The sequence below is a fragment of the Alteriqipengyuania abyssalis genome (genome assembly GCF_019857185.1).
Classification (GTDB): domain Bacteria; phylum Pseudomonadota; class Alphaproteobacteria; order Sphingomonadales; family Sphingomonadaceae; genus Alteriqipengyuania; species Alteriqipengyuania abyssalis.
The window spans coordinates 148,232-173,329 of sequence record NZ_JAHWXP010000002.1; the positions used below are offsets into that span (position 1 = coordinate 148,232).

Annotated in this window: 29 protein-coding genes; 13 read left to right on the plus strand and 16 right to left on the minus strand. The window is 66.6% G+C overall.

Features of this window, described 5'->3' with window-relative positions; translation table 11 throughout:
- The first annotated feature begins 9 nt into the window (after window positions 1-9).
- The 8 genes from KYN89_RS05815 to KYN89_RS05850 all read left to right on the plus strand — a co-directional run bounded on the left by KYN89_RS05815 (window position 10) and on the right by KYN89_RS05850 (window position 7,583).
- Window positions 10-1,404 carry a M48 family metalloprotease gene (locus KYN89_RS05815; protein WP_222824235.1) on the plus strand — a complete coding sequence of 465 codons (1,395 nt, stop codon included), beginning with the start codon at window positions 10-12 and terminating at the stop codon, window positions 1,402-1,404.
- A gap of 12 nt (window positions 1,405-1,416) precedes the next feature.
- Window positions 1,417-2,124 carry a DsbA family protein gene (locus KYN89_RS05820; RefSeq protein WP_222824236.1) on the plus strand — a complete coding sequence of 236 codons (708 nt, stop codon included), beginning with the start codon at window positions 1,417-1,419 and terminating at the stop codon, window positions 2,122-2,124.
- Window positions 2,121-3,152 (plus strand): M48 family metalloprotease, encoded by a 1,032-nt coding sequence (locus KYN89_RS05825; protein WP_222824237.1) that lies wholly within the window; start codon window positions 2,121-2,123, stop codon window positions 3,150-3,152. Before KYN89_RS05820 ends, KYN89_RS05825 begins: the two co-directional genes overlap by 4 nt.
- A gap of 147 nt (window positions 3,153-3,299) precedes the next feature.
- Window positions 3,300-4,583, plus strand: coding sequence for a sensor histidine kinase (locus tag KYN89_RS05830; protein WP_222824238.1), 1,284 nt, complete (start codon window positions 3,300-3,302; stop codon window positions 4,581-4,583).
- 8 nt (window positions 4,584-4,591) lie between these two features.
- Window positions 4,592-5,389, plus strand: a complete 798-nt coding sequence (locus KYN89_RS05835; RefSeq protein ID WP_197635165.1) for a LytR/AlgR family response regulator transcription factor — start codon at window positions 4,592-4,594, stop codon at window positions 5,387-5,389.
- Between the two features lie 121 nt (window positions 5,390-5,510).
- Window positions 5,511-6,374: a carboxylating nicotinate-nucleotide diphosphorylase gene (gene nadC / locus KYN89_RS05840; RefSeq protein WP_222824239.1), complete on the plus strand. Its 864-nt coding sequence runs from the start codon at window positions 5,511-5,513 to the stop codon at window positions 6,372-6,374.
- 69 nt (window positions 6,375-6,443) lie between these two features.
- Window positions 6,444-6,875, plus strand: a complete 432-nt coding sequence (locus KYN89_RS05845; protein ID WP_222824240.1) for a hypothetical protein — start codon at window positions 6,444-6,446, stop codon at window positions 6,873-6,875.
- 3 nt (window positions 6,876-6,878) lie between these two features.
- Window positions 6,879-7,583, plus strand: coding sequence for a ribonuclease T2 family protein (locus KYN89_RS05850; protein ID WP_222824241.1), 705 nt, complete (start codon window positions 6,879-6,881; stop codon window positions 7,581-7,583).
- Here KYN89_RS05850 and KYN89_RS05855 read toward each other — a convergent pair.
- Window positions 7,580-8,038: a nucleoside deaminase gene (locus KYN89_RS05855; RefSeq protein WP_222824242.1), complete on the minus strand. Its 459-nt coding sequence runs from the start codon at window positions 8,036-8,038 to the stop codon at window positions 7,580-7,582. The two genes, KYN89_RS05850 and KYN89_RS05855, sit on opposite strands and share 4 nt — an antisense overlap.
- 131 nt (window positions 8,039-8,169) lie before the next feature.
- On the opposite strand from KYN89_RS05855, the gene rpmB reads away from it, so the two are divergent.
- Window positions 8,170-8,460, plus strand: a complete 291-nt coding sequence (rpmB, locus tag KYN89_RS05860) for a 50S ribosomal protein L28 (RefSeq protein WP_010235480.1) — start codon at window positions 8,170-8,172, stop codon at window positions 8,458-8,460.
- A gap of 250 nt (window positions 8,461-8,710) precedes the next feature.
- On the opposite strand, the gene KYN89_RS05865 is transcribed toward rpmB, so the two are convergent.
- Genes KYN89_RS05865 through xseA form a run of 3 tightly spaced genes read right to left on the minus strand, consistent with a single transcriptional unit; the run spans window position 8,711 to window position 11,377 of the window.
- Complete coding sequence (locus tag KYN89_RS05865) at window positions 8,711-9,661, minus strand: M23 family metallopeptidase (protein ID WP_222824243.1); 951 nt, start codon at window positions 9,659-9,661, stop codon at window positions 8,711-8,713.
- A complete protein-coding gene (locus KYN89_RS05870) occupies window positions 9,658-9,861 on the minus strand; it encodes a DUF2093 domain-containing protein (RefSeq protein WP_222824244.1) in 204 nt (67 codons plus the stop codon). The genes KYN89_RS05865 and KYN89_RS05870 overlap by 4 nt, the downstream gene beginning before the upstream one ends.
- 40 nt (window positions 9,862-9,901) lie before the next feature.
- Entirely contained in the window at window positions 9,902-11,377 is a 1,476-nt protein-coding gene (gene xseA, locus KYN89_RS05875) for an exodeoxyribonuclease VII large subunit (protein ID WP_222824245.1), read from the minus strand.
- On the opposite strand from xseA, the gene purD reads away from it, so the two are divergent.
- Both purD and KYN89_RS05885 read left to right on the plus strand, forming a co-directional pair.
- Window positions 11,376-12,662: a phosphoribosylamine--glycine ligase gene (gene purD / locus KYN89_RS05880; protein WP_222824246.1), complete on the plus strand. Its 1,287-nt coding sequence runs from the start codon at window positions 11,376-11,378 to the stop codon at window positions 12,660-12,662. The two genes, xseA and purD, sit on opposite strands and share 2 nt — an antisense overlap.
- A 51-nt stretch (window positions 12,663-12,713) precedes the next feature.
- Window positions 12,714-13,091, plus strand: coding sequence for a hypothetical protein (locus KYN89_RS05885; RefSeq protein ID WP_222824247.1), 378 nt, complete (start codon window positions 12,714-12,716; stop codon window positions 13,089-13,091).
- Between the two features lie 33 nt (window positions 13,092-13,124).
- Here KYN89_RS05885 and KYN89_RS05890 read toward each other — a convergent pair whose 3' ends face one another.
- The gene (locus KYN89_RS05890) at window positions 13,125-14,132 is read right to left on the minus strand and encodes an adenosine kinase (RefSeq protein ID WP_222824248.1); all 1,008 of its coding nucleotides are present in this window, start codon (window positions 14,130-14,132) and stop codon (window positions 13,125-13,127) included.
- A 143-nt stretch (window positions 14,133-14,275) separates the two neighbouring features.
- On the opposite strand from KYN89_RS05890, the gene KYN89_RS05895 reads away from it, so the two are divergent.
- Together KYN89_RS05895 and KYN89_RS05900 are read left to right on the plus strand one after the other, a co-directional pair.
- The gene (locus tag KYN89_RS05895; RefSeq protein WP_222824249.1) at window positions 14,276-14,986 is read left to right on the plus strand and encodes an EI24 domain-containing protein; all 711 of its coding nucleotides are present in this window, start codon (window positions 14,276-14,278) and stop codon (window positions 14,984-14,986) included.
- Window positions 14,979-15,434, plus strand: coding sequence for a hypothetical protein (locus tag KYN89_RS05900; RefSeq protein WP_222824250.1), 456 nt, complete (start codon window positions 14,979-14,981; stop codon window positions 15,432-15,434). Before KYN89_RS05895 ends, KYN89_RS05900 begins: the two co-directional genes overlap by 8 nt.
- A 251-nt stretch (window positions 15,435-15,685) precedes the next feature.
- Here KYN89_RS05900 and KYN89_RS05905 read toward each other — a convergent pair whose 3' ends face one another.
- The 11 genes from KYN89_RS05905 to KYN89_RS05955 all read right to left on the minus strand — a co-directional run bounded on the left by KYN89_RS05905 (window position 15,686) and on the right by KYN89_RS05955 (window position 25,043).
- Complete coding sequence (locus KYN89_RS05905) at window positions 15,686-16,039, minus strand: HesB/IscA family protein (RefSeq protein WP_222824251.1); 354 nt, start codon at window positions 16,037-16,039, stop codon at window positions 15,686-15,688.
- A 45-nt stretch (window positions 16,040-16,084) separates the two neighbouring features.
- Complete coding sequence (locus KYN89_RS05910; protein WP_010235496.1) at window positions 16,085-16,588, minus strand: SUF system Fe-S cluster assembly protein; 504 nt, start codon at window positions 16,586-16,588, stop codon at window positions 16,085-16,087.
- Between the two features lie 10 nt (window positions 16,589-16,598).
- On the minus strand, window positions 16,599-17,807 hold the full coding sequence (locus KYN89_RS05915; RefSeq protein ID WP_222824252.1) for an aminotransferase class V-fold PLP-dependent enzyme: 1,209 nt from the start codon (window positions 17,805-17,807) through the stop codon (window positions 16,599-16,601).
- A complete protein-coding gene (locus KYN89_RS05920) occupies window positions 17,804-18,577 on the minus strand; it encodes a SufD family Fe-S cluster assembly protein (protein WP_222824253.1) in 774 nt (257 codons plus the stop codon). The genes KYN89_RS05915 and KYN89_RS05920 overlap by 4 nt, the downstream gene beginning before the upstream one ends.
- Entirely contained in the window at window positions 18,570-19,334 is a 765-nt protein-coding gene (gene sufC, locus KYN89_RS05925; protein ID WP_222824254.1) for a Fe-S cluster assembly ATPase SufC, read from the minus strand. Before sufC ends, KYN89_RS05920 begins: the two co-directional genes overlap by 8 nt.
- 3 nt (window positions 19,335-19,337) lie before the next feature.
- Window positions 19,338-19,673 (minus strand): hypothetical protein, encoded by a 336-nt coding sequence (locus tag KYN89_RS05930; protein ID WP_222824255.1) that lies wholly within the window; start codon window positions 19,671-19,673, stop codon window positions 19,338-19,340.
- Complete coding sequence (locus KYN89_RS05935; protein WP_222824256.1) at window positions 19,670-20,185, minus strand: hypothetical protein; 516 nt, start codon at window positions 20,183-20,185, stop codon at window positions 19,670-19,672. The genes KYN89_RS05930 and KYN89_RS05935 overlap by 4 nt, the downstream gene beginning before the upstream one ends.
- Window positions 20,178-20,750 (minus strand): DUF559 domain-containing protein, encoded by a 573-nt coding sequence (locus KYN89_RS05940; RefSeq protein ID WP_222824257.1) that lies wholly within the window; start codon window positions 20,748-20,750, stop codon window positions 20,178-20,180. The genes KYN89_RS05935 and KYN89_RS05940 overlap by 8 nt, the downstream gene beginning before the upstream one ends.
- 344 nt (window positions 20,751-21,094) lie before the next feature.
- Window positions 21,095-22,588 (minus strand): Fe-S cluster assembly protein SufB, encoded by a 1,494-nt coding sequence (gene sufB, locus KYN89_RS05945; protein ID WP_222824258.1) that lies wholly within the window; start codon window positions 22,586-22,588, stop codon window positions 21,095-21,097.
- Window positions 22,585-23,007, minus strand: coding sequence for an SUF system Fe-S cluster assembly regulator (locus KYN89_RS05950; protein WP_054527795.1), 423 nt, complete (start codon window positions 23,005-23,007; stop codon window positions 22,585-22,587). Before KYN89_RS05950 ends, sufB begins: the two co-directional genes overlap by 4 nt.
- 185 nt (window positions 23,008-23,192) lie before the next feature.
- On the minus strand, window positions 23,193-25,043 hold the full coding sequence (locus KYN89_RS05955; RefSeq protein ID WP_222824259.1) for a DUF885 domain-containing protein: 1,851 nt from the start codon (window positions 25,041-25,043) through the stop codon (window positions 23,193-23,195).
- Window positions 25,044-25,098 lie beyond the last annotated feature (55 nt).

The following is a 25,098-nucleotide window of genomic DNA, read 5'->3' on the forward strand; positions in this document are numbered from 1 at the left end:
CATGCCGGCATGATCGCGCACCTCCCCCGCATCACGCCGCACCTTGCGCTGCGGCGCGCTCTGGCCCGATTCGTCGCGCTGCTGATCGCTTTCTCGCTGACCGCCCAGCCCGCGATGGCGCAGAGCATCCTGCGCGATGCGGAGACCGAGGCTCTGCTGCGCGACCTTGCCGATCCGCTGGTCGAGGCAGCGGGGCTGCGGCCCGGCAATGTCGACGTGGTGCTGGTCAACGACCCGTCGATCAACGCCTTCGTTGCAGGCGGGCAGGTGGTCTATCTCCACTCCGGCCTGATCAACGCGGCGGACAGCGCCAACGAGGTTCAGGGGGTGATCGCGCACGAGCTCGGCCACATCACCGGCGGCCACGTGATCAACACCGACGGGGCGAGCGCGGCGCAGACCATCTCCATTCTCTCTCTGCTGATCGGGGTGGCCCTGGCCGCCGCAGGCGGGGGCGATGCCGCGATGGGCGCGATGATGGCCGGCCAGCGCGCGGCGATGGGCAAGTATCTCGCCTTCAACCGCGCGCAGGAATCCTCAGCCGATGCGGCCGGGGCGCAGTTTCTCTCGGACGCGGGGATCACCGGCAAGGGCTCGCTCGAATTCTTCGGGAAGCTGCTCAACCAGGAATACCGCTACAGCCGCAGCCAGAGCGAAGAGGCCGGGTTCAACCGCACCCACCCGCTCTCGGGCGATCGCATCGCGCGCCTGCGCGAAGTGTACGAGAAGGACCCTGCGTGGAACACGCCGCCCGATCCGCAGCTGCAGGCCCGCTTCGAACGCGTGCGTGCCAAGCTTTACGGTTATCTCGCCGAGCCCGCCCGCACGCTCAAAGCCTATCCGGTGACGCGGACCGATGTCCCAGCCCGCTATGCCCGTGCCTATGCCTATCACAAGGATGCACGGATCGATCAGGCACTCGCCGAAACCGACGCGCTGATCGCCAGCGATCCCGACAACCCCTATTTCCTCGAACTGCGCGGCCAGGTGCTGCTCGAATCCGGACGGCCCGACGAAGCGCTGCCCGCACTGCGCCGCGCGACCGAGCTGACCAACAGCGAACCGCTGATCGCGTCGCTGTTCGGCCATGCGCTGATCGCGACCGAGGATCGCAGCCATTACAACGAGGCGGAAAGCGTGCTGCGCGCCGCGGTTGCCAAGGACCGCCGCAATCCCTTCGCCTGGTATCAGCTGGGCATGGTCTATGCCGCGAAGGGCGACATGCCCCGCGCGCATCTCGCCAGCGCGGAACAGCAGGTGATGCAGCGCCAGTATATCGAGGCGCTGCGCAGCGCCCAGCTTGCCGAATCCGCCCTCCCCGAAGGATCGGCAGACTGGCTGCGCGCGCAGGATGTGCGGATGCAGGCGCAGGCCGCACTCGAAGCCGCGCGCGAAGACAGCTAGAGGGCCTTTCCCATGAAGAACGAAATCCTGCGCCTTGTGGGGGTGCTCGCACTCGCACTGCTCGGCGGCTTTCTCGGCGCGTGGCTGTTCGCCGCGACCGGCCTCGGCGACCGGTGGACAGAGGCCTACCTGCTCGACAATCCCGAAATCCTCCCGCGCATGGCGGAGGAACTGCAAACGCGCGAAACCGAACGGCGGCTGGCACAGGCGGGCGATGAGTGGCGCGAGCCGTTCCCCGGCGCAGTGCTTGGCAATCCGAAGGGCAGCCGCACTTTGTTCGAGTTCTCGGACTATAATTGCGGCTATTGCCGGATGAGCCTGCAGCATGTGCAAGAGCTGATCGCGCGCGATCCCGAACTGCGCGTGGTAATCAAGGAATGGCCGATCTTCGAAGGCAGCGACGTCGCCGCGCGGATGGCGCTCGCCGCTGCCAAGCAGGGCAAGTACGCCGCGTTCCACGATGCGCTCTACGCGAAGGAGGTGGCCGACAGCCAGACGGTCGACCAGGTCGGCCAGGCGATCGGCCTCGACATGGAGCGCGCGCGCAAGGATGCGCAGGGGCAGGATGTGACCATGGAGCTGATGCGCACTGCCGCCCTCGCACAGGATCTCGGCTTTACCGGCACGCCCGCGTGGATCACCGGCAACCGGATTTTGCAGGGCGCGCAGGGTACCGAGCGTCTGGCCAAGGCGATCGAGGACAGCGCCGCAAAGCCATGATCCGCCCAGTTTCCATCGCGGCAGCTACCCTGTCGCTCGCGTCGGGGCTCGGCGCGCTGCCCGCGCAGGCACAGGCGCCCGAGGCTCCTCCGGCTGCGGTCGACGCGCCGCGCGCAGCCCTGCCCCCGGACATCGCCGAACTGCGCCGACAGGACGAGCGCGTCCTACGGCTCGGCTATCGACTGGTCACTGGCAATGCGCGCTTCTGCGCGGACAGAACGCACACTGCCGGGCTGCTGCTGCACGATATGGGCGCCTATGGCGAGGGCGATACCCTGCGCAGCCTGCTCGGCCTGACCGGCGACATCGGCGTGCAGGCGCTGGTGCCGGACGGTCCCGCCGCACGCGCCGGGCTGCAAGTGGACGATACCGTGCTTGCTGTGGGCGACCTCGTCATTGCCGATATCCCGACCAAGAAGGCCAAGTCGTGGGAGCGGATCGAGACGATCCGCGCGAAGACCGAAAGCCTGCTCGCGCAGACCGGCACCCTTCCGCTCACCGTTCGGCGCGCAGACGGGCCGGTCACGCTGACCATCACCGGCGAACCCGCCTGCCGCAGCCGGTTCGAGATCGGCGAAGGCGGCCGCGCGGTGGCAGACGGGCACCGGGTGGTGATCGGTCCCGAATTTGCCGGGATCGACTATCCCGATCCGCTGCTCGCCGCGGTGCTGGGGCACGAGTTCGCGCACAACATCCTGCGCCATCGCGAATGGTTCGACGCCAATGGCGGGCGCAAGCAGAGCACCGTACGCCTGACCGAGCGCGAGGCGGACCGGCTGATGCCATGGCTGCTCGCCAATGCAGGCTTCGATCCGGTTGCGGGGGCGCATTTCTTCGAACGCTGGGGCCCGCGCCACGGCGGCTGGATCTTGCGCGCGCGCAGCCATGACGGGTGGGACGAACGGGCCGAATTCATCCTCGCCGAAATCCCGCTGATCGAGGCGCAGCTGGCACAGGGCGACGGGGCCGACTGGGCAACAGGTTTCCGGCGCGAAGAGCTGCCGGGCAAGGATCTCGCCGGGCGCTAGCCAGCGCATTCTACGCTGAGGGGTGGCCCGGATATTCTGCGGTTGCAGAGGCTGCGCCGGTCCTCTCCCCGGCGCGCGAAACCAACCGATCGCCGTGGCCTGCGCAAAAGTTTGTGAGAATGCGACCGGTTGCGCTAAATGGGGGCCATGGCCGTGCTGCCCTATCGCCCCGCCCCGTTCTTCGCGAACAAGAACCGCGCCTTCTGGAACCTGCAATTCGCGGGCTGGGGCGGCGCGATGCTGCTGCGCTGTGTGCAGGGCCTCGTCAACGGGCAGGGCCTCGGCCTGCTGGCGATCGTGCTCCCGGCCACCGTGACCGGCCTGTCGCTCAGCCTCGTGCTGTCGGTGATCTATCGCAACCTGATGGGTCGGCAGCCGCTGGTCACCTGGGGGTTCACCGCAATCGCCCTCGCCATCGCGCTGAGTGCGCTGGTCCTGATCGAGGCATGGGTTGCGGGGCTGTACTATTTCGATCGCGAAACCACGCTGACCCAGCTGTTCTTCCTCTACCTTGCGGTGGAGGGCCCGCTGCTGGGTGCCTGGACCGGGCTCTATTACGCGATCAACTATTTCCTCCAGCTGGAAGAACAGGCCGACAGGCTTGAACGGCTGGAGGCGCAGGCGACCAGCGCGCAGCTGGCGATGCTGCGCTACCAGCTCAACCCGCATTTCCTGTTCAACACGCTCAACTCGATCTCCACGCTGGTGCTGCTCAAGCAGACCGAGCCGGCCAATGCGATGCTCACCCGCCTGTCGCGCTTCCTGCGCCACACGCTGGTCTCGCAGCCGGGCGGCACGGTGACCGTGGCGCAGGAGGTCGAGACGCTGAAACTCTACCTCGATATCGAGCGGATGCGGTTCGAGGAGCGCTTGCAGACCGAATTCGACATCGCGGACGAAGCTGCCGAGGCGTGCCTGCCCTCGCTGCTGCTGCAGCCGCTGGTCGAAAACGCGATCAAATACGCGGTCTCCCCGCTGGAGGAGGGCGCGAAAATCTCGCTCACCGCGCAATTGTCCGGCTCGCGCCTGCGGCTGGTGGTGTCAGACACCGGGCCCGGTCTCAAGACCCCGCTGGATGCCACCGGCACCGGGCTCCCGCGCAGTGACAGCCCCGATTCGACCGGGGTCGGCCTTGCCAATATCCGCAACCGGCTCGCCCAGGCCTATGGCGACAACCACCTGTTCGAAATCCGCTCCCCGGTTCAGGGCGGCTTCACCGTGGTGGTCGAAATACCCTTCGAGCGCGAAGGCGAAGAACCCGCCGCCGCGCTCGTGCCGCCACCCGAGCTGACCACCCATCCCTCGCTTCTTCCGCAAGCGCGGGGCGTACAGCCGGCAGATGGCAGCCAGGAGGCCCGGAAACAGGATGATGGGCGGTCCGTTGATTCACCGGCGTACCCCCGCGCCATGGGCCCCAGCCCGATTGGATAGTGAGAAAAATGACCATCAAGACGATCATCGTGGACGACGAGAAGCTGGCCATTCAGGGCCTACAACTGCGGCTCGAGAAGTTCGAGGATGTCGAGATCATCGACACCTGCTCGAACGGGCGCGAGGCGATCCGCAAGATCAAGACGCTGCGCCCCGATCTCGTCTTCCTCGACATTCAGATGCCCGGGTTCGACGGGTTCGGCGTGGTCCAGGGCGTGATGGATATCGAACCGCCCCTGTTCGTATTCGTCACCGCGTTTCAGGAACACGCGATCCGCGCGTTCCAGGCCAATGCGCTGCATTACCTGATGAAGCCGGTCGATGAGGACAAGCTGGCCGACGTGATCGAGCGGGTGCGCCAGCGGATGACCGAAAAGCGCGGCGCGGACGAGGCGGAAAAGCTGATGAACGTGCTCGCCGAAGTCGCCCCCGAAGCGGCCGAGGAACTGCAGGACGGCGCGGCCGACGGTTCGGACCGGTTCGAGAAGCTGCTCAACGTCAAGGATCAGGGCAAGATCTTCCGCGTCGAAGTCGAATCGATCGAGCATATCGAGGCCGCGGGCGATTACATGTGCATCTATACCGGTGACAACTCGCTGATCCTGCGCGAGACGATGAAGGATCTCGAACGCCGGCTGGACCCGCGCAAGTTTCAGCGCGTCCACCGCTCGACCATCGTCAATCTCGACCAGGTGCGCCAGGTGAAGCCGCACACCAATGGCGAGTGCTTCCTGGTGCTGAGCTCGGGCGCGGAGGTGAAGGTCTCGCGCTCCTACCGCGACGTCGTCGCGCGCTTCGTGCACTAGGCTCTCTGCTCACAAGCACCGCTCGTCCTGAGCTTGTCGAAGGATCGCTTTTCCTTCCTGCGCGGTGCCTTTCAGATAAAAGTGCGGCCCTTCGACAAGCTCAGGGCGAGCGGGAGTGTGTATGGCTTTCCAGATCGCCGGCTTCGACCTCGATGCCTTCGTGCGCGCAACGCTGGCGGAGGATCTGGGCGAAGGCCTGCCCGGCGGCGGGCGCGATGTGACCTCGCAAGCCGTCATCCCGGCGGATGCAAAGTTCACCGGGGTGATGGACAGCCGCGATCCGATCAGCGTGGCGGGACTGCCGATCGCAGCGGCGTTCTTCCGCGCGCTCGACCCGACATGCACGATCGAGCAGCTGGTCGAGGACGGCGCGCAGGTCGCGCCTGGCACCGACCTGATGCGGATCGAGGGCAATGCCCGCGCGCTGCTGACCGCGGAGCGGGCCGCGCTCAACACGGTGCAGCACCTGTCCGGCATTGCCACGCTGGTGCGCAGCTACGTGCAGGCGATGGACAATCCGGAATGCACATTGCTCGACACGCGCAAGACCCTGCCCGGGCTGCGCATGCTCGAAAAATACGCGGTGCGGATGGGCGGCGGGGCGAACCACCGGATGGGCCTGTGGGATGCCGCGATGATCAAGGACAATCACGTCGCGGTGGCCGGATCGGTCGGCGAGGCGGTGCGCCGCGCGCGCGATGCGGGCGTCGCCGACATCATCTGCGAAGTCGACCGGATCGACCAGATCGGGCCCGCACTGGATGCGGGCACAACGCGCCTGCTGCTCGACAATATGGAACCCGATACCCTGCGCGAAGCGGTCGCGCTGGTTGCGGGGCGCGTCCCGACCGAGGCATCGGGCGGGATCAACCTCGACACGATCCGCGCCAAGGCGGCGACCGGGGTCGATTATGTATCGGTCGGGCGGCTCACCCAGAGCGCGCCCGCAGCGGATATCGGGCTGGATTTCACCACCTTGGCGTGAGCCGCGGCTTGCGGAGACCCGCGCCATGCGGCACCTTCGCCCCCTCGGGACACCCAGGGGAGCACATCGGTGAAGCCGCAATCCATCAAACTGTTCGACTATTTCTACCTCGGGTCGATGTTTCTCGGCCTGCTGGCCTTCATCAGCAGCTATCCCACGCTCAAGGCCCAGCTCGCAGCGCAAGGTGCCCAGACCGGCGTCGCCGTGCCGCCGAGCGTGATCTGGATCGGCTATGCCGTCGGCGTGCTGATCGGCCTGCTGCTGTGGTATCTGGTGTCGCAGCGCAGGGTGGTGATCGCCAAGTGGGTGATCGTCGCCTTCTTCCTGTTCTCGCTGATCGGGATGGGCGACTATTTCGGCGGGCCGCTGGTCTTGTCCCGCATTTACGGCCTGGTCGGCCTGCTTGCGCAGGCGCTGGCGGTGGCCATGCTGTTCCGCGGCGATGCGATCCGCTGGCTCAACGACAGGCCGACGGACGACACACCGCCTCCCGCCGCCTGAGCCATGCGGAGAATCGCGCTGGCGCTGGCGCTGGGCGCCGCTCTGACGGGCACCGCCAGCGCGCAGAGCTATCAGTGCACACCGCCGCGCAGCGTCGCGGTGCCCGGTATCGCGCGCGAGGGGCCGACCCGCGCGATGCCGGTTACCGGCTACGTCCTCTCGCTCAGCTGGAGCCCCGAGTTCTGCCGCACCCGCAAGGAATCGCCACGCCATGCGCAGCAATGCTCGGGCCGCAACGGCAGCTTCGGGCTGATCCTCCACGGACTCTGGCCGCAAGGTGCCCGCAGCTGGCCGCAATGGTGCGCCGCGCGGAACGTCCGCCCCACAGGCGCGCAGCTCGCCCGGCAGATGTGCGTTCAGCCCTCCACCAGCCTCGCGATGCGGCAATGGGCCAAGCACGGCAGCTGCATAGCGGACCGGCCCGACCGCTATTTCCGCATCACCCGCATCCTCCACCGCAGCCTCGACTGGCCCGACCTCGATCGCCTCTCGCGCAAGGAGGGGCTGACCGCAGGCGATGTTCGCGAGGCGTGGATGCAGGCCAACACCAACTGGCGGCCCGAGATGATCGCGGTGATGCTCAATGAGCGCGGCTGGCTGGAGGAGCTGCGGCTTTGCTATGGCCGCGACTGGCTTCCGGCGGCATGCAAGCGCTCGGCGCGCGGGGCAGCGGATGATGCTCCGGCGAAGATCTGGCGGGGCCTCTAGCCCCGGCGCTCGCTGAAAAACTCCCGCAGCATCTTCGCCGCCTCTTCCTCCCCCATGCCCGAATAGACCTCTGGCCGATGATGGCATTGCGGGTGGTCGAACACGCGCGCGCCGTGCGCCACCGCGCCGCCCTTGGGATCGGCAGCCCCGTAATACAGCCGCCCGATTCGCGCGTGGGCTATGGCGCCTGCGCACATCGCGCAGGGCTCCAGAGTCACCCACAGGTCGCAGCCCTCGAGTCGCTCCTGCCCCAGCGCCTTCGCTGCGGCGCGCAGCGCGAGCACTTCGGCATGGGCGGTCGGGTCGGCGAGCGTGCGCGGCGCGTTGTGCGCCGAGGCGATCACTTCGCCATCGCGCATAACCACCGCGCCGACCGGCACTTCGCCCGCATCGGCGGCCAGTTGCGCCTGTGCCAGCGCGGCTTGCATCGGATCGGGCAAGGGCCATCGCGTCATGATGAAAAATGCGCTAGAAGCGCAGCGAGCGGCTCGCAAGCGCGAGTCCTTGTTGACGATTCGGCAATTGGCCGCTAAGCGCGGCGACTTTCCGGCACAGACCGATCACCATTTTTGAGAAGAGATAAGCCATGTCGCGCATCTGCGAACTGACCGGCAAGGGTCGCCAGGTCGGCCACAATGTCAGCCACGCGAACAACAAGACCAAGCGTGTCTTCCTGCCCAACCTCCAGAACGTCACTCTGATGAGTGAAAAACTGGACCGCAGCTTCAAGTTCCGCGTCTCGACGCAGGGCCTGCGTTCGGTCGAGCACAATGGCGGTCTCGACAACTGGCTGCTGAAGACCAAGGACGAGAAGCTCTCGGCCCGTGCGCTCAAGGTCAAGCGCGAGCTCAAGAAGGCGGCTGCACCCGCCGCCTGAGCCGTTCGGCTTTCACATTCGAATCAGGTCGGGCGCGTTCGCAGGTTGCTGCGAAACGCGCCCTACGTATGTCTGCAAGACACGCGCTGCTGTCCTACATCGCGCGCCCGCGCTAGCCTGGCGCGGCTCTTTCACATCGTCGGTCCACCCGCGGGATTTACGCCAACAGCGGGCGAGGTTTTTCAGCCCCTGGACTGTGTGTCAGGTGTGTCAGGGCTTAGGCGGCAAGGGCGATTCGGCCCTCGCGCCGTCAGTCGGGCATCGACCCCACGAACAGCAGCGGGTCGAGCCGCGAATCCTGCCATTTGAGGCTCCAGTGCAGATGGGGGCCGGTCGCTCGGCCGGTCGCGCCGATCGTGCCGAGATACTGGCCCTGCTTCACCCGCTGCCCCTCGCGCACGACGATGGTCGCGGAATGCAGGAAGGCGCTGTTCAGCCCCATCCCGTGGTCGATCATCAGCAGCCGCCCTTCCAGCGTGAAGGGGTCCTGCGCGACCAGCGTGACCACCCCGTCGGCAGGCGCGACGTAAGGCACGCCTGCGCCCGGCGCGATGTCGAGGCCGGAGTGATAGGGGCCGGGCTTGCCCTGATAGACCCGCTGCGAACCGAATCGGCCGGAAATGCGCCCGGTGACCGGCCAGATGAAGTCCTGCCGCCAGCCGTCCGCCCCGGTCTGCTTTGCGCGCGCGGCGACGATCTGCGCCAGTTCGCCCTCGCGCAGCCGCTGGAATTCCGCGCTGCTCCGCCCGGCACGATAGGGTGCGTTGATATATTCGAGCTGCCAGTCGCGTGGGCGGATGGTCAGCGGGCTGGAGATGGTGCGCCCATCCTCCAGCGTCGCGACCAGCTGCGTCTGCGGGCCCTGATCGCGATCGAACGCGGCGAAGAAATTGCCATCCTCGTCGAACCGCAGCGACTGCTCGCCCAGCCGCGCGCTGCGCGTGTTGCTGGGCACTTGCCCGCGTATCCAGCCGCCCTGCTCCAGCTCCCCGCGAAAGGCGAAGGTGGTGCGGGCAGGCGTGGGCGCCGGCGTCGGCGTGGCGACAGGCTTGGGTGTCGGGCCCGGGCTCGGGCTCGGCGCGACGACGGGCTGGACGACTTCGCGCGGCCCTCCGGTATCGCCGGGTGCCGAGCAGCTGCCGAGCAGGATCGCGAGCGAAGCACCGGTCGCGGCGGCAAGCTTCGTGGACTGCAAGCTCACACCTGGCCGGTCAGGCGGCGGGTCGCGATCTCGCAGCTCGCGTAGGGCTCCTGATGCTCCGCGCTCCAGTAGCGCAGGGTGTCGAGCGGGATCGGCTCGCCAGTCACCGCGCAGGGGACGAAGCGCCCGTTGCGGATCACGCGGAAGGAGTTGGGGCCATAGTGAAGCTTGGCAGGCTGATCGCTGGAAGTGGTAAGCATGGCCGCAATATAGCGATCCTGCGCCGCCGAAACACCCTCTTCAGAACAGGTCGCCCTGCCCCGAGGGCGGCGGGGGGCTCTTCCGCCTGGGCTTTGGGGCAGGGGCGGGCGTTGCGGGTGGTGGCGGCGCATCGCCAGTGCTTGCCGCAACCCGCCCGTCGGCGAACTTGAGGCTGAGCGTGCCTGCCGCGCGCGCATCCCCGGCACTGCGGACCAGCGCGCCCTGCCCGTCGAACACCATCGCATAGCCGCGCCCCAGCGGCGCATCGGGGTCGAGCGAGCGGAGCATCGCGACATTTGCCGCCAGTCGCTCGGTCGCGCGGGCGTGGCGGGTGGTCAGCGTGGCGGGCATCAGGCGGACATGCTCCAGCCGCTCGCGCGCCTGGCCGAGCCGCCAATTCAGCGTCGCCGGGCTCAGCCGCGCCGCCGCTTCGCCGAGCGTGGCGCGGCCGATCGCGACCCGGTCGACCAGCGCGCGGCGGTGGCGTTCAGTCGCATCGTCGAGCGCCTGGGCAGCCGCCTGCAGCAGCGCGTCCGGCCTGGGCAGTCGCTGCGAACAGGCCTCCAGCCGCTCTCGCCCCAGAGCCACGGGCCGCGTCGCGCAGCGCATCTGCCGCGCACCGAGATCGGCGATCCCTGCCGCCAGTTCGGCGCGCACCGGCACCGCGCGTTCGGCGGCGGCGGTGGGGGTGGGCGCACGGTGGTCGGCGGCGAAATCGGCGAGCGTGGTGTCGGTCTCGTGTCCTACCGCGGAGATCACGGGTATCTCCGATTCGGCGATCGCGCGGACCACCTCTTCCTCGTTGAAGGCCCACAAATCCTCAATCGAGCCGCCCCCGCGCGCGACGATCAGCAGGTCGGGCCGCGCAATCGCACCGCCGCGTTCAAGCGCGTTGAACCCGCGCACGGCGGCGCTCACCTGCCCCTTCGCGGTCTCTCCCTGCACCACCACGGGCCACACGATCACGTGGCTCGGAAAACGGTCCGACAGGCGATGGAGGATGTCGCGAATCACCGCGCCGGTGGGCGAGGTGACCACGCCGATCGTGCGCGGCAGAAAGGGCAGCGGCTTCTTGCGCGCATCGGCAAACAGCCCCTCAGCCTCCAGCCGCGCCTTGGTCTTCTCCAGCAGCGCGAGCAGCGCGCCCTCGCCCGCCAGTTCCATCCGCTCGATCACGATCTGGTACTTGGAGCGCCCGGCATAGGTGGTGACCTTGCCGCTGGCGATCACCTCGACCCCGTCCTCGGGCCGGAAAGCGAGGCGCGGAGCCGCGCTCTTCCACATCACCCCGTCGATCACCGACTTGTCGTCCTTGAGGCTGCAATAGAGGTGGCCCGAAGCCGCCCGCTTCACCCCCGACAGCTCGCCGCGAATGCGGACGAAGCCGAAGCGATCTTCCACCACGCGCTTGAGGCTGCGCGAGAGATCGCTAACGCTCAGCGGCTCGGAATTGTCGCCCGGTCTGCTGTTCGCTAGCAGCGAAGGGTCAGCATCGTCGGAATAGGAAGCGCTCATGAATATCCTTCTGCTCGGATCGGGGGGCCGCGAACATGCGCTGGCGTGGAAGCTGGCCGCCGCGCGCTCGTGCACCATGCTCTACGCCGCGCCGGGCAACCCGGGCATCGCCGATCACGCGGACATTGTCGCGCTCGACGCCAGCGATCACAAGGCCGTGATCGGCTTTTGCCACGAGAAGGGCATCGACCTCGTCGTGGTCGGCCCCGAAGCACCGCTGGTCGCGGGGCTGGCGGACGATCTGCGCGGCGAGGGCATCGCGGTGTTCGGCCCCGGCAGGGCCGCCGCCCAGCTCGAAGGCAGCAAGGGCTTCACCAAGGATCTGTGCGCGCGCGCGAACATCCCCACCGCGCGGTACGAGCGGGCGACCTCGCTCGAAGCGGCATGGGGCGCGCTCAAGCACTTCAACGCGCCCTTCGTGCTCAAGGCGGACGGGCTTGCGGCGGGCAAGGGCGTGGTGATCGCCGAGACGCGCGAGGACGCGCAGCACGCGCTGTCCGAAATGTTCGACGGGAGGTTCGGCTCGGCCGGCTCCGAAGTCGTGATCGAGGAGTTCATGCGCGGCGAGGAGGCAAGCTTCTTCGCGCTGACCGATGGCGAGACCATCCTCCCCTTCGGCTCCGCGCAGGATCACAAGCGGGTGGGCGAAGGCGATACCGGCCCCAACACCGGCGGCATGGGCGCCTACAGCCCCGCCCCGGTGCTGACCGAGGATCTGGTCGACCGCGCGATGCGTGAGATCGTGGTCCCCACCGTGCGCACGCTGGGCGCAGAGGGGATGCCCTATTGCGGCGTGCTCTATGCCGGGCTGATGCTGACCGACGAAGGCCCCAAGCTGGTCGAGTACAATATCCGCTTCGGCGATCCCGAGTGCCAAGTGCTGATGATGCGCTTCGAAGGCGATCTGCCTGCGCTGCTGATGGCCTGCGCGACCGGCGACCTGTCGAAGGCCGATCCGGTGCGCTTCTCCGACGACACCGCACTGACCGTGGTGATGGCGGCAGAGGGCTATCCGGATACGCCCAAGAAGGGCGGCGTTATCGAGCTGGGCGATGCCGAGTCTGACGGCGCGAAGGTCTTCCACGCGGGCACCGCGCGGGGTGAGGACGGCGCGCTGGTCTCCAGCGGCGGGCGTGTGCTCAACGTGACCGCACGCGGGAGCAACGCAACGCAGGCACAAGCAGCCGCCTACAAGGCCGTCGACGCAATCACCTTCCCCGACGGCTTCTGCCGCCGCGATATCGGCTGGCGGGAGGTAGAGCGGGAGAAGGGAACCGTCGGATAAAAGACTGCCCCCCTAATTGCCGTGGGCGTGCTTCCACTCTAATTCAATGCAATGACGAAGCTTGCCTCTCGACTGGCAGCGATTGCATTCGCAATCGCCTTCAGTCTTGCGACTGTACTAGGCGCATTGACAATCGCTCGCAGCGCGACCTTGCGCTATTCGGAGCTTGCCGACGAAAAGTGGCCATTGCTGTTCAATGTCGTGTGGGTAGCGTTCCCGTTTCTCGTATTCACGATTGCGGGCATTGAACGCCGCACTCCGTGGCTCTTCGCACTGGTTTCGACACTCGGCGCGTGGGGAACGTTTGCGGTCTCGGCACGAAATGGCTCGGGCGATGCCAATATCGGGATAGGCTTGCTGATGCTTGTCTCACCCTTCGCGATCACGGCACTGGCGCTGCTAATCGATCGGATAAGAGCGAGAGCCTGAGACCCAATTGCCAAGTTGATCTCGCTGTAGTCCTTACCCCAGCCGCTTCGCCACCAGCGCCTGCAAATCCGCCTCGGGCCGGGCGCCCCAGTGCGAGATGACCTCGCCGGCTGCCACGGCACCACGGATCAGCGATTCTTCCAGCGAGGCATCGCGGCAATAGCCCGAGAGGAAGCCGGCGGCGAAGAGGTCGCCTGCGCCGGTCAGGTCCTGCACCTTCTCGACCGGCTCGGGCTTCACGCTCGCGCGCTCATCGCCACGGGCGGCAACCGCGCCTTTGGGCCCGCAGGTCATCACCACCAGCGGCACGTCGTTGGCGAGGCTTTCGAACGCGGTGTCGGGGTCGGAGCCTTCGAGGATGCCCGCCTCTTCCTCGTTCACGAACAGGATGTCGATCAGCCCGTCATTGATCAGCGCGCGGAAATCGCCGCCGTGCATGTGGACGCAGAAGTCCGCGCAGGTGGCGAAGGCGATCTTCACGCCCGCATCGCGCGCCACGCCGATTGCGCGCTTCATCGCCTCGCGCGGTTCAGTCGGGTCCCACAGGTAGCCTTCGAGGAACAGCACCTTCGTGCTGCGGATCAGATCGTCGTCGATCGCTTCGGCGGGCAGGAACTGCGATGCGCCGAGCGAGGTGTTCATCGTCCGCTCCCCATCCGGGTCGACGAGAACGAGGCAGCGGCCGGTCGGCGGCTCGCTTTCCTTGTCGCTGTAGGGGCGCGCAGGCGTATCGAAGCTGACGCCCACGGAGGTGAGGTCGTGGCGGTAGATCTCGCCCAGCTGGTCGTCCGCGACCTGGCCGATGAAGGCGGTCTTAAGGCCCAGCATGGTCGCACCCGCCAGCGTGTTGGCCGCCGCGCCGCCGGAGATTTCTTTGGTCTGGCCCATCTTGCCGTAGAGATCGACCGAACGTTCCGCGTCGATCAGCCGCATCGAGCCGGCGGGCAATTCCTCTTCTTTCAGGAATTCGTGGCTGACCGGGGCGATGACGTCGACGATGGCGTTGCCGATGGCGATGACGTCGAATTTGGGGTCGGCCATGATAGGGGCGGTCTCCTGTAGGGAATGCAAGCAATGCGTTGATGTTGGTGGGGGGCCTAGCGATGAAGCGAGCCAAGGCCAAGCCGGTGATCGCGCTGCGGCGATTGACTTGGCGCCATCGCCAACGGAAAAAGGCCCGCCCGATGACATCGCTCCCCTCCTCTCTCGCCCGCGCCTTCGCCCAACTCGCGGACCCCCGCGTGCTGTGGCTGCTGATCAAGTCGCTGCTGGTGACGGTGCTGCTGTTCGCCTTGCTGGGGGTGGCGGTCTATTTCGGGCTCGCCTGGCTGCTCGACCGCGGACTCGGCGCGCTGGTCGATGCCAACCTGCCACCCGATGTCGCGAGCGCGCTGGCCACGATCGGCACGCTGCTGACGGTGGTGCTGGGTGGGTGGCTGCTGTTCCGCGTGACCGCGCTGGCCGCGATCCAGTTCTTCGCCGACGACGTGGTCGAGGCGGTCGAGGCGCGCTATTACCCAGAGGCGCTGGAGAGCGCGCGGCGGATCGGCTTTGCGGAGAGCATGTGGATCAGCTTGAAGGGCGCGGTGCGGGTGATCCTGGTCAACCTGCTGATCCTGCCGCTGGCGCTGGTGCTGCTGGTGACCGGCTTCGGCACGGTGGTCCTGTTCGCGCTGGTCAATGCCTGGCTGCTGGGGCGCGAACTGCGCGACATGGCGTGGCTGCGCCATCGCAAGGATTCGGACGAGGAACCGCCGATCGGCCGCGGCACGCGTTTCGCGCTGGGGCTGATCATTGCCGGGATGCTGACCGTACCCGGGCTCAATTTCATCGCGCCGATCATTGGCGCGGCCGCTGCAACCCATCTCGTTCAAGGACGCATGCGCGATGCCTGATCTTCCCAAGACCCTACTCGGCTTCGCGCTGCTGCCGCTGGTCGCCGCCTGCGCCGCGCCGGGTGCACCTGCGCCGCGCACCGGCCAGCCGAGCGTACCGCGCACCAGCGGCCCGCCGCCCCGGACCACGCCGATCCCGCCGAGCGAACCCAGGCCGAGCGTGCCCGGCGCGTTCATCGCGCCCAAGGTGATGAACGACCCCGCGCTGTCCTTCGTGATCGGATCGCGGGCGAGCCAGCTGGAACAGATCTTCGGCCAGCCCCGGCTGGATGTTCTGGAAGGGGATGCGCGCAAGCTGCAATTCGCAGGCGAGCAATGCGTGCTCGACGTGTTTCTCTACCCGCTATCGCCCGGCGCAGAGCCGACCGCGACCTATGTCGACGCCCGCCGCGCGAGCGATGCGCTGGATGTGGACCGGGGCGCCTGCGCCAAGGCGCTGCGGCGCTAGCGCGTCAGCCTTTTCGGAAATCGAGCGGGGCTTCGGCCCCACCCTGCATGGGCAACGGTCCGCGCGGTGGCACTGCCGGGACGGGCGTTCCTGCCTCAGGTGGCTTGCGACGCCGTTTCGGCTGCCGGTTCTGGAACAGCCAGGGGGCCTGCTCTTCCATCGAGATGCGGCTCTGCCTGCTGCGAAGGCCGTGAACGACCGCAAGCGCGACCATTCGAGCAACGATTTTGGCGGCTGGGTTCATCTGCCCCCTATACCATGAAGCTCTCGCCGCAGCCACACGCGCCCTTGGCGTTGGGATTCTCGAACACGAACCCGGCGGAGAAATCGTCCTCCACCCAGTCCATCACGCTGCCGACGAGGTAGAGGACCGAGGCTCCGTCGATGTAGAAGGTGCCGCCAGGGGTCTCGATCTTCTCGTCGAAACCCTGTTCCTCGTTCACATAGTCGACCGAGTAGGCGAGGCCCGAGCACCCGCGTCGGGGCGTCGAGAGCTTGACTCCGATCGCATCGTCGGGTGCCTTCGCCATCAGGTCGGCCACGCGCTGCTCAGCGGCGGGCGTCAGTGTGACGGCGGCAGGCCGTTCGCGAGTTTTCGTAGCCATATCGATCAATCCCAACTCGTCCGAAGTATCACTTCGGACGACAGTTTATAGCATTCCCAGTTCGAGCCGCGCTTCGTCGGTCATCTTGTCCGGGCCCCACGGCGGGTCCCACACCAGATTGACCTCGGCATCGCGCACGCCGGGGACGGAGCCGGTGCGGATCTCGACCTCGGCGGGCATGGATTCGGCCACCGGGCAGTGCGGCGTCGTCAGCGTCATGGTGACGACCACGTCCTTGTCCTCGGAGACTTCGACGCCGTAGATCAGGCCCAGATCGTAGATATTGACCGGGATTTCGGGGTCGTAGATTTCCTTGAGCGCGGCAATCACCGCTTCCTGCAAGGCCCCGCCCGCACCCGTCTCGCTCGACGCTTCGGGCTTCTTCTTGAGGAAGCCGTCGAGATAGTCGCGCTTGCGCGCAAGCTTCTCGCCGGCAGTTTCTTCATCCGGATCGACCGCGTCTTCCACCCGCGCGCGAGGTGGCTTGCTCGCGACCATCTGCTCGGTCGGCGAAGGGGCCGCGATGTAATCTTTTTCTTCGTCGCTCATCCTGCGTTCCTCAGGCGAAAATCTTCAGCGTGCGGTCGATCCCGCGCATCAGCGCGGCGATGTCACTCTCGTCGGAGTAGACCCCGAAGCTGGCGCGCGCCGTTCCCGGCACGCCGAGGTGGTCCATCAGCGGCTGGCAGCAATGGTGGCCGGCACGGATCGCCACGTTCTCTTCATCCAATATGGTGCCCAGATCGTGCGGGTGAACCCCCGGCAGCTCGAACGACACGATGCCGAGCGCATCTTCGGGCCCGAACAGGCGCACGCCCTGGATGCGGCCGAGCTCCTCGCGCAGCTGGCGGACCAGCGCGCGTTCGTGCGCTTCGATGGTCTCGCGGCCGATCTGATCGATGAAGTCGCAGGCTTCGGCAAAGGCATAGGCCTCGGCGATCGCGGGCGTGCCCGCCTCGAAACGCTGCGGCGGCGGGGCGTAGGTGGTTTCGGCAAAGGTGACCTTGTCGATCATCGAACCACCGCCCTGCCATGGGGGCATCTCCTCGAGCAGCGCCTTGCGGCCCCACAGCGCGCCGACGCCGGTCGGGCCGTACATCTTGTGCGCGCTCATCGCGTAGAAGTCGCAGCCGATCTCGTCGACATATACCGGCAGGCGCGGCGCGGCCTGGCATCCGTCGAGCAGCAGCTTCGCGCCGACCGAATGCGCCAGATCCGCCGCGCGAGGCGCGTCGAGCACCGAGCCGAGCACGTTGGAGACATGCGCGAAGGCGACCATTTCGTGCTCGGGCGTGAGCATCTTTTCCGCCGCGTCGAGATCGATCCGGCCGTCTTCGGTCAGCGGGCAGACGTCGACCTGCCAGCCCGCGAGCTGCCAGGGCACGATATTGGAATGATGCTCCAGCTGGCTGAGCAGCACGCGGCCTTTCTTCGGGTAGCTATAGGCGACGAGGTTGATCGCCTCGGTCGCGCCGCGGGTGAAGATAAGCTCGTCCTGCGAGGCGCTGATGAAGGCGGCAACCCGGCGGCGCGCCGCCTCGTAGCCCATCGTCATCCTGGCCGAGCGGGAATAGACCCCGCGATGGACTGTGGCGTAGCCCTCGCCCAGCGCCCAGGCCATCGAATCGAGCACGATCTGCGGCTTCTGCGCGGTCGCGGCGCTGTCGAGGTAATGCCACGGCTTGCCATCCTCGGTGACCATGCCGGGGAATTCAGCCTTGTCGCCAGGTGTCGCCTCGGAGGCGGAAATCTTGAGCGCTTCGGTCATGCGCCGCGCTCGTCGAGCTTGGTGAGAGCCTTTTCCAGCAGCGCCTCGCGCGTGGCTTCGTCCGCCAGTTCGCGCGTGGCATCGCCGATGAAGGCCTGTACCAGCAGGCGGCGGATCGTCTCGGGCGGCAGGCCGCGCGCGGCCATGTAGAAGCGCGCGGACTCATCCAGCTGGCCCACGCTCGCGCCATGCGCGCACTGCACGTCGTCGGCATAGATTTCGAGCTGCGGCACGCTGTTCACGCTCGCGCCCTTTTCCAGCAGCAGGCCCTTGAAGCTCTGCGCCGCGTCGGTCTTCTGCGCATCGCGCACGACGTCGATCCGGCCGAGGAAATTGCCCGTGCCCTTGCCCCAGTGGACGCTGCGCACGGTCTGGTTGCTGGTCGCGCCGGGCTTTTCATGGGCCATGCGGGTGACGATCTCGCGGGTGGTGTCGCCACCGCCCAGCGTAATTCCGCCAAGCTCGAAATGCGCGCCTTCGGCCAGCGTCACGACGACTTCCAGCCGCCCCAGTTGGCCGCCAGCCACCAGCGCGGCGAGTTCGGCGCGAGCGTTCTTTTCGAGCACGATCCGCAGGCGGCGCATCTCCAGGCCCCCATCCTTGTCCGCACCGCCGTCGAGCACGATCAGGTCGGACCACGTCTCACCCTCGGCCACGCGGACATCTTCCCACGCCTCGAACGTGTCGGGCGCGGTATCCTGCAGCGCGCCGATATCGGAATAGCGCCAGGCTTCGTCGCGGTTCGTTGGAAGGAGCGCTGCTTCAGGCATCTGCCATCACCGCGTCGTAACCTTCGCGCTCCAGATCGGTCGCCAGTTCCGGCCCGCCGGTCTTGACGATGCGTCCCTTGCTGAGGATCGAGACCCGATCGGGCTGCACCACGTCGAGCAGGCGCTGGTAGTGGGTGATCAGCAGCACGCCCTTTTCCGGGTTGCGCATGATCGCGTTGATCCCGTCGCCGACCACGCGCAGCGCATCGATGTCGAGGCCGGAGTCGGTCTCGTCCAGCACCGCGAAGGCGGGATCGAGAATGCCCATCTGGACCATCTCGGCACGCTTCTTCTCGCCGCCGGAAAAGCCGACGTTCACGTTGCGCTTGAGCATCTCCATGTCGAGCTTGAGCAGCCCGGCCTTTTCCTTGGCCAGCTTGAGGAAGTCGCCGCCGGTCATCGCCTCTTCGCCGCGCGCACGGCGCTGCGCGTTGAGCGCCTCGCGCAGGAACTGGATGTTGGAGACGCCGGGAATCTCGACCGGGTACTGGAAGCCAAGGAACAGTCCCGCCGCCGCCCGCTCGTGCGGGTCCATCGCGAGCAAGTCCTGCCCGCGGAAAATGACCGAGCCTTCGGTCACTTCGTATCCGGGTCGCCCGCCGAGTACATAGGCAAGCGTCGACTTGCCCGCGCCGTTGGGCCCCATGATAGCGTGCACCTCGCCCGCGTTCACGGTGAGCGTGAGGCCGTCGAGGATCTTCTTGCCCCCCCCATTTTCGGAGGCGATTTCGGCGTGGAGGTTATCGATCTGGAGCATAGCTTAAAGGGTTCTCAATCCGGTGAAATTGGCGATCGCACGGGCGATCTCGTCGTTGAGCTGGAGGATGGCGCTCTGCCTGGCCTGCTCCGCCTCGTCGCCGGTCAGGCCTTGCGTGGCATCCGTGATGCGATTGTCGGCAACACGGTCGATCTGCGGTTTGCACAGCGCTCTCACCGCAACCACCGCAGCGCGCAGACCCGTACGCGGGGCACCTCCCGCGCCGGCTTGCAGGCATCCGCGCAAGCGGGTTTCGGCCTGCGCAGGGCTCAGCGTCTCCTGCGCGGAAATGGGCACGGTCAGCAGCAGCCCGGCGAGGATGGCGCAGGCGATCTTCAAGGGCGTGCCACCCGGTTGGGGGGATTGATCGCGATCAGCGTGGCGAGCAGCGCCAGCACCGCGGGTGCGTAAAGGGAAACGAGGTTCTGCGTCTGCGCCGGGCCGGTGCCGCCGTCCCACGCAATCACGTTCTGCGCCGAAAGCTGCGCGGCCCAAGCGAGCCACAGCGCGAGCGCGCTCAGCGCGGCGCCGACGTGGAGCAGTTCGTTGCGCTCGTCGGACGGATGCACGGCAGGGCGTGCAGCGCGGGTCTGCATAAGGGGCGCGGGTTGCGGCGCGCGCGAAGTCGCCAGCCTGGCAAGCTTGCGCGCTTCCAGACGGGTGCGCGTAGTGGTCCACGGTGTGGCCGTGCCATTGATCGCAGCGTCCAGATCGCGGCGCAGAGTGCGGGCGAGCGGCGCGAGCCGGGGTGCGTCGGAGGTCAGCACCTCCCGCGCGAGCGCCTGCATCGCGAGCAGGTCGCGGCTCGCATCGGCCACCTCTGCGTGGGCGAGAATTTCGAGCCTATCCATCGCGCCGCCCCCGGTCGCTCCTGCCCCGGTTGTTTGGGCGTGGCGGGCCATTCCCGTCGCGGTCGTAGCGCGGCTTGGTCTGGCGCGGATTAGCCTCTTCGTGACGGCGGCGCGCTTCCTTGCGGTCGGCGATGGCGGCGCGCATTTCCTGCGTCAGCGTGGCCAGCACCGCATCGATATCGGCGAGGATATCGGCTGCGGGCACGTGGACCACGCGGATGCCGACCGCTTCCAGGCTCTTGTCACGTCGGGTCGCGATGGCGGGCTCGACACCCTCCTCGTCGATCAGGATCGCGAGGCCCATATTGTGCGAGTTGAAATCGACGATCGCGCTGCCGACCACCGCGAAGCGGGTGAAGGAATAGCGCCCGAAATCGGCCTTGGAGAACTTCTCGGCCAGCGCCTTGTGCGCCGGGCTCGCATGGCGACGCATCTCGCGCGCACGATCGTGCAGCGCGTCGAGGCGCTTCTCCGAGATTTCCCACCCGCGGCCCTTGCGCTTGACGGCGGGGGCGGTGGAGTCCTCGGATGCGGGGCGGAGGTTGAGGGTTTTGCGGTCAGTCATATTGTGCTCGCCGAGAACGCATCCAGATTAGAAGTGAGGCCGCAGGCAGACCGATAATGGCTGCCCAAGCCCCTGCTTCAGTGAATGGCTGAGGAGTGGACCCAAATGTATAGTAGCCCATCAGCCAAAGTAGCGAGATCGGGCCGAGCACGATCCAGACGGTGATCAAAACTCCGATCAGTCGAAGGCTCATGCTACGCCCCCTTCGGAGCAGAGTGCCACATCATCATCAACATAACCGTCACCCCGGACTTGATCCGGGGTCCCGATGACTTTTGCGCCGCGCTGGAAGAAGCGGGATCCCGGCTCGGGGGCCGGGATGACGAGGGAGGTAAGGGATGTGCTCACCCCACGCTCCCTTCGAGCGAAATCGCCAGCAGCTTCTGCGCCTCGACCGCGAATTCCATCGGCAGCTCTTTCAGCACTTCCTTGGCGAAGCCGTTAACGATCAGCGCGATCGCCGCTTCCTCGTCCAGCCCGCGCTGCTGCGCGTAGAAGAGCTGGTCGTCGGAGATCTTGGAGGTGGTCGCCTCGTGCTCGATCTGCGCGGTGGGGTTTTTCACCTCGATATAGGGCACGGTGTGCGCGCCGCACTTGTCGCCCAGCAGCAGCGAATCGCACTCGGTGCGGTTGCGCACCCCTTCCGCATTGGCGGCCACGCGGACCAGCCCGCGATAGGTGTTGTTGCTCTGCCCGGCGCTGATCCCCTTGGAGATGATCGTCGAGCGGCTGCCCTTGCCGTTGTGGATCATCTTGGTTCCGGTATCGGCCTGCTGGTGGTTGTTGGTGACCGCGACCGAGTAGAACTCGCCTACGGAGTTTTCACCGTTGAGCACGCAGCTGGGGTACTTCCACGTCACCGCAGAGCCGGTCTCGACCTGCGTCCAGCTGATCTTGCTGCGCGCGCCCTGGCACAGCCCGCGCTTCGTGACGAAATTGTAGATCCCGCCGACGCCTTCGGAATTGCCGGGATACCAGTTCTGCACGGTCGAATACTTGATCTCGGCATCGTCCATCGCGACCAGCTCGACCACGGCGGCATGGAGCTGGTTCTCGTCGCGCATCGGCGCGGTGCAGCCTTCGAGATAGCTGACGTAGCTGCCCTTTTCGGCAACGATCAGCGTGCGTTCGAACTGGCCCGTATTCTCCGCATTGATGCGGAAATAGGTGGAGAGCTCCATCGGGCAGCGCACGCCTTCGGGGATGTAGACGAAGGTGCCGTCGCTGAAGACCGCGCTGTTGAGGCACGCGAAGTAGTTGTCGTTCTGCGGCACGACCCGCCCGAGCCACTTCTTGACCAGCTCCGGATGCTCGCGGATCGCCTCACTGATCGAAAGGAAGATCACCCCCGCCTTCTGCAATTCCTCACGGAAGGTGGTGGCGACGCTGACGCTGTCGAACACCGCATCCACCGCGACCTTGCGCGCGCCCTTCACCCCGGCGAGCACTTCCTGCTCCGCCAGCGGGATGCCGAGCTTGTCGTAGACCGACTTGATCTCGGGATCGAGCTCGTCGAGGCTTTCGAGCTCTTCCTTCTTCTTGGGCGCCGCGTAGTAATACGCGTCCTGATAATCGATCGCCGGATAGCCGATCTTCGCCCAGTCCGGCTCGGTCATGGTCAGCCACTTGCGGTAGGCCTTGAGCCGCCATTCGAGCATCCACTCGGGCTCTTTCTTCTTGGCCGAGATGAACCTGACGGTGTCTTCGCTCAGCCCCTTGGGCGCGTAGTCGGTCTCGATATCCGAATGCCAGCCGAACTCGTAGTCGGCGGCTTTCGCGGCGGCTGCCTTTGCCTCCGCGTCCTGCTCGGGCTGCTTGAGGTCGATTGCTTCGTTCATGCCACTTCTTTCTGTGCAGGTACTGCGCCCGCAATTTTCGCCAGCGAAACCCCGGCCAGCGCGCCGCGCACCGCGGCATTGACCACCGGCCAGTGCGGCTTGACGCTGCATTCGTGCTCGACTGCGCAATCGCCGGTGTCGATGCAACTGACGAGCGCGATAGGCCCTTCGATCGCCTCGACGATGTCGGCCATGCTGATCGCCGCCGCAGGCCGACCGAGCTGGAGCCCGCCGCCCGCGCCTCTGGTGGAGCGGAGCAGGCCAGCCGCGCTCAGCTTGCTGACGATCTTCTGCGCGGTCGGCACGGGAATGCCGGTTTCCTGCGCCAGATCGGCCGAGGACACGCGCCCGCCGCCGCATTTGCGGGCGGTCGCGGCCATGATCACGATGGCGTAGTCGGCAAGGTTGCTGAGGCGCATGCCAGCCAATTCGGACTAAATCAGTCCGATTTCAACCAAAACCCGACTCTTGCGAGTCGTTCTTAGCTTTTCGCTCGCCCATCCGGGCGAGCATCCTCCCTGCTATTTCCTCCGCTTCGCTCCGGAGCAGGTCCGGACGGGCTGTCGCCCTTGCCTCGCGCTGGTCGCGCTCGGAAAGGCTCAGCCTATTGCACCGAAGCCACGGCGGCACCGGCGCTGCGCGCAGCAACCCACGCCTCGACATTCTCCTCCAGAATATCGAGCGGCACCGGCCCGGGCAGCAGCACGGCATCGTGGAATTCGCGGATGTCGAAATCCTCGCCCAGCTCGGCGCGGGCCTGCTCGCGCAGCTCCATGATTTTCAGCTTGCCGATCATGTAGGCGGTCGCCTGGCCGGGATAGACGACATAGCGCTCGATCGCCTTGCGGATGTCGCCATCCGGGTTGGGCGTGTTGTCCTTGAGGTACTGGATCGCCTGCTCGCGGCTCCAGCGCTTGGAGTGGATGCCGGTGTCGACCACCAGCCGGCACGCGCGCCACAGCTCCATCTGCAAGCGCCCGAAATCGGCATAGGGATCGGTGTAGAAGCCCATGTCCTTGCCCAGCTCCTCCGAATAGAGGCCCCAGCCTTCGGTATAGGCGGTCACCCCGCCGAAGCGGCGAAAGGGCGGCACGTCGCCCAGCTCGGTCTGGATCGTGCGCTGGAGGTGATGGCCGGGCAGCCCTTCATGATAGGCGAGCGCCTCCAGCTCATTCTTGCTCATGTCCTTCAGGTTATAGAGGTTCACGTAATAGGTGCCGGGGCGCGAGCCGTCGGGTGCGGGGCTCTGGTAGAAGGCTTTCCCCGCGCTCTTTTCGCGGAACGCCTCGACCGGCTTGACCTGCAGCGGGGCCTTGGGAAGCGTTGCGAAGAACTCCGGCAGCTTCGCCTCCATCGCATCCAGCCGCGCCTGCGCATCGGCCAGATAGGCCTCGCGCGTGTCGTAATAGAAGCGATCGTCGGTGCGGGTGAATTCGAAGAATTCCTGCAAGCTCCCCTCGAACCCGACCTGGTCCATGATCGCGCGCATCTCGTCGTGAATCCGCGCGACATTCTCCAGCCCGATCCGGTGGATCTGGTCGGCGGTCAGGTCTGTCGTGGTGTAGTTCTTGAGCAGCGCGGCGTAATACGCCTCACCCTCTGGGAAGCGCCAGATTCCGTCATCGGTCGGCGCGATGGCTTGTTGGCGCTTCATTTCGGCGAGCAGGCGCTGGTAGGCGGGCACGGCGCTGGCGTTCCACGCCTTGATTGCTGCTGCTTCGAGCGCGGCAGTATCTGCGGCAGACAGGTCGAGCGCTTCGACCTTCCCCCGGAAATCCTCCAGCACCGCGCTGTTTTCACCCGCGTCGAGCAGGTTGCGAACATCCGAGATGACATAGGGATAGACCCAGTCGGGCGGCATCACGCCCGCATCGGCCCGCTCGCGCGATTGGGCGGTCAGCGTGTCGATCACATCGCCCAGCCCATCGATCCGCGAGACATAGTCGGCCGCCTGATCGGCATTCTGCACCGCATGGATATTGATCAGGAAGGCGGGGAGCTGGCTCTGCGCGCCACTCATCTGGTCGAAGATGTAGCCATAGTCGCGGTACGGGAAGAGCGAGGCGGAGCGTTTCGCCATCGCGTCGAACAGGCGGTAGGACAGCGCATCCTGCGGCGAGAGCGCGGCGACATCATACCCCTCCCGCATGGCCGCTGCAGTGTCCTGCAACAGCGCCTGTTCGCGCACTTCCGCCTGATCGGAGAAATCGCCCCAGGTGCCGTAATCCTCGTCGCGAATCCCGCGATAGGCCTTGGTCAGCGGTGACATTTCCAGCTGCGCCGCGTCGTACCGATCGAACAAAGTGTCGATATCCGCCGGAACCTGCGCGGCCGGCGCCTCCACATTCGCGACCGGCGCGGTGCCGGTCTCGGTCTGCGTGGTGGTGCAGGCGGCGAGGCCCAGGCTCGCGAGCAGGACGATGGCGGTCTGGCCCGGGATGCGGGTGATGGTCATGCGGCGTCTCCCCAAGAATTGCATGTTTTGGCCACCCTGCCCCAGGCAGCGCGCC

What these genes read in the sequence shown, in the direction of transcription:
- KYN89_RS05815 (WP_222824235.1), top strand. Translation starts at nt 10, where the DNA reads ATGATCGCGCACCTCCCCCGCATCACGCCGCACCTTGCGCTGCGGCGC.
- KYN89_RS05820 (WP_222824236.1), top strand. Translation starts at nt 1,417, where the DNA reads ATGAAGAACGAAATCCTGCGCCTTGTGGGGGTGCTCGCACTCGCACTG.
- KYN89_RS05825 (WP_222824237.1), top strand. Translation starts at nt 2,121, where the DNA reads ATGATCCGCCCAGTTTCCATCGCGGCAGCTACCCTGTCGCTCGCGTCG.
- KYN89_RS05830 (WP_222824238.1), top strand. Translation starts at nt 3,300, where the DNA reads ATGGCCGTGCTGCCCTATCGCCCCGCCCCGTTCTTCGCGAACAAGAAC.
- KYN89_RS05835 (WP_197635165.1), top strand. Translation starts at nt 4,592, where the DNA reads ATGACCATCAAGACGATCATCGTGGACGACGAGAAGCTGGCCATTCAG.
- nadC (WP_222824239.1), top strand. Translation starts at nt 5,511, where the DNA reads ATGGCTTTCCAGATCGCCGGCTTCGACCTCGATGCCTTCGTGCGCGCA.
- KYN89_RS05850 (WP_222824241.1), top strand. Translation starts at nt 6,879, where the DNA reads ATGCGGAGAATCGCGCTGGCGCTGGCGCTGGGCGCCGCTCTGACGGGC.
- KYN89_RS05855 (WP_222824242.1), bottom strand. Translation starts at nt 8,038, where the DNA reads ATGACGCGATGGCCCTTGCCCGATCCGATGCAAGCCGCGCTGGCACAG.
- rpmB (WP_010235480.1), top strand. Translation starts at nt 8,170, where the DNA reads ATGTCGCGCATCTGCGAACTGACCGGCAAGGGTCGCCAGGTCGGCCAC.
- KYN89_RS05870 (WP_222824244.1), bottom strand. Translation starts at nt 9,861, where the DNA reads ATGCTTACCACTTCCAGCGATCAGCCTGCCAAGCTTCACTATGGCCCC.
- purD (WP_222824246.1), top strand. Translation starts at nt 11,376, where the DNA reads ATGAATATCCTTCTGCTCGGATCGGGGGGCCGCGAACATGCGCTGGCG.
- xseA (WP_222824245.1), bottom strand. Translation starts at nt 11,377, where the DNA reads ATGAGCGCTTCCTATTCCGACGATGCTGACCCTTCGCTGCTAGCGAAC.
- KYN89_RS05885 (WP_222824247.1), top strand. Translation starts at nt 12,714, where the DNA reads ATGACGAAGCTTGCCTCTCGACTGGCAGCGATTGCATTCGCAATCGCC.
- KYN89_RS05890 (WP_222824248.1), bottom strand. Translation starts at nt 14,132, where the DNA reads ATGGCCGACCCCAAATTCGACGTCATCGCCATCGGCAACGCCATCGTC.
- KYN89_RS05895 (WP_222824249.1), top strand. Translation starts at nt 14,276, where the DNA reads ATGACATCGCTCCCCTCCTCTCTCGCCCGCGCCTTCGCCCAACTCGCG.
- KYN89_RS05900 (WP_222824250.1), top strand. Translation starts at nt 14,979, where the DNA reads ATGCCTGATCTTCCCAAGACCCTACTCGGCTTCGCGCTGCTGCCGCTG.
- KYN89_RS05905 (WP_222824251.1), bottom strand. Translation starts at nt 16,039, where the DNA reads ATGGCTACGAAAACTCGCGAACGGCCTGCCGCCGTCACACTGACGCCC.
- KYN89_RS05910 (WP_010235496.1), bottom strand. Translation starts at nt 16,588, where the DNA reads ATGAGCGACGAAGAAAAAGATTACATCGCGGCCCCTTCGCCGACCGAG.
- KYN89_RS05915 (WP_222824252.1), bottom strand. Translation starts at nt 17,807, where the DNA reads ATGACCGAAGCGCTCAAGATTTCCGCCTCCGAGGCGACACCTGGCGAC.
- KYN89_RS05920 (WP_222824253.1), bottom strand. Translation starts at nt 18,577, where the DNA reads ATGCCTGAAGCAGCGCTCCTTCCAACGAACCGCGACGAAGCCTGGCGC.
- sufC (WP_222824254.1), bottom strand. Translation starts at nt 19,334, where the DNA reads ATGCTCCAGATCGATAACCTCCACGCCGAAATCGCCTCCGAAAATGGG.
- KYN89_RS05935 (WP_222824256.1), bottom strand. Translation starts at nt 20,185, where the DNA reads ATGGATAGGCTCGAAATTCTCGCCCACGCAGAGGTGGCCGATGCGAGC.
- KYN89_RS05940 (WP_222824257.1), bottom strand. Translation starts at nt 20,750, where the DNA reads ATGACTGACCGCAAAACCCTCAACCTCCGCCCCGCATCCGAGGACTCC.
- sufB (WP_222824258.1), bottom strand. Translation starts at nt 22,588, where the DNA reads ATGAACGAAGCAATCGACCTCAAGCAGCCCGAGCAGGACGCGGAGGCA.
- KYN89_RS05950 (WP_054527795.1), bottom strand. Translation starts at nt 23,007, where the DNA reads ATGCGCCTCAGCAACCTTGCCGACTACGCCATCGTGATCATGGCCGCG.
- KYN89_RS05955 (WP_222824259.1), bottom strand. Translation starts at nt 25,043, where the DNA reads ATGACCATCACCCGCATCCCGGGCCAGACCGCCATCGTCCTGCTCGCG.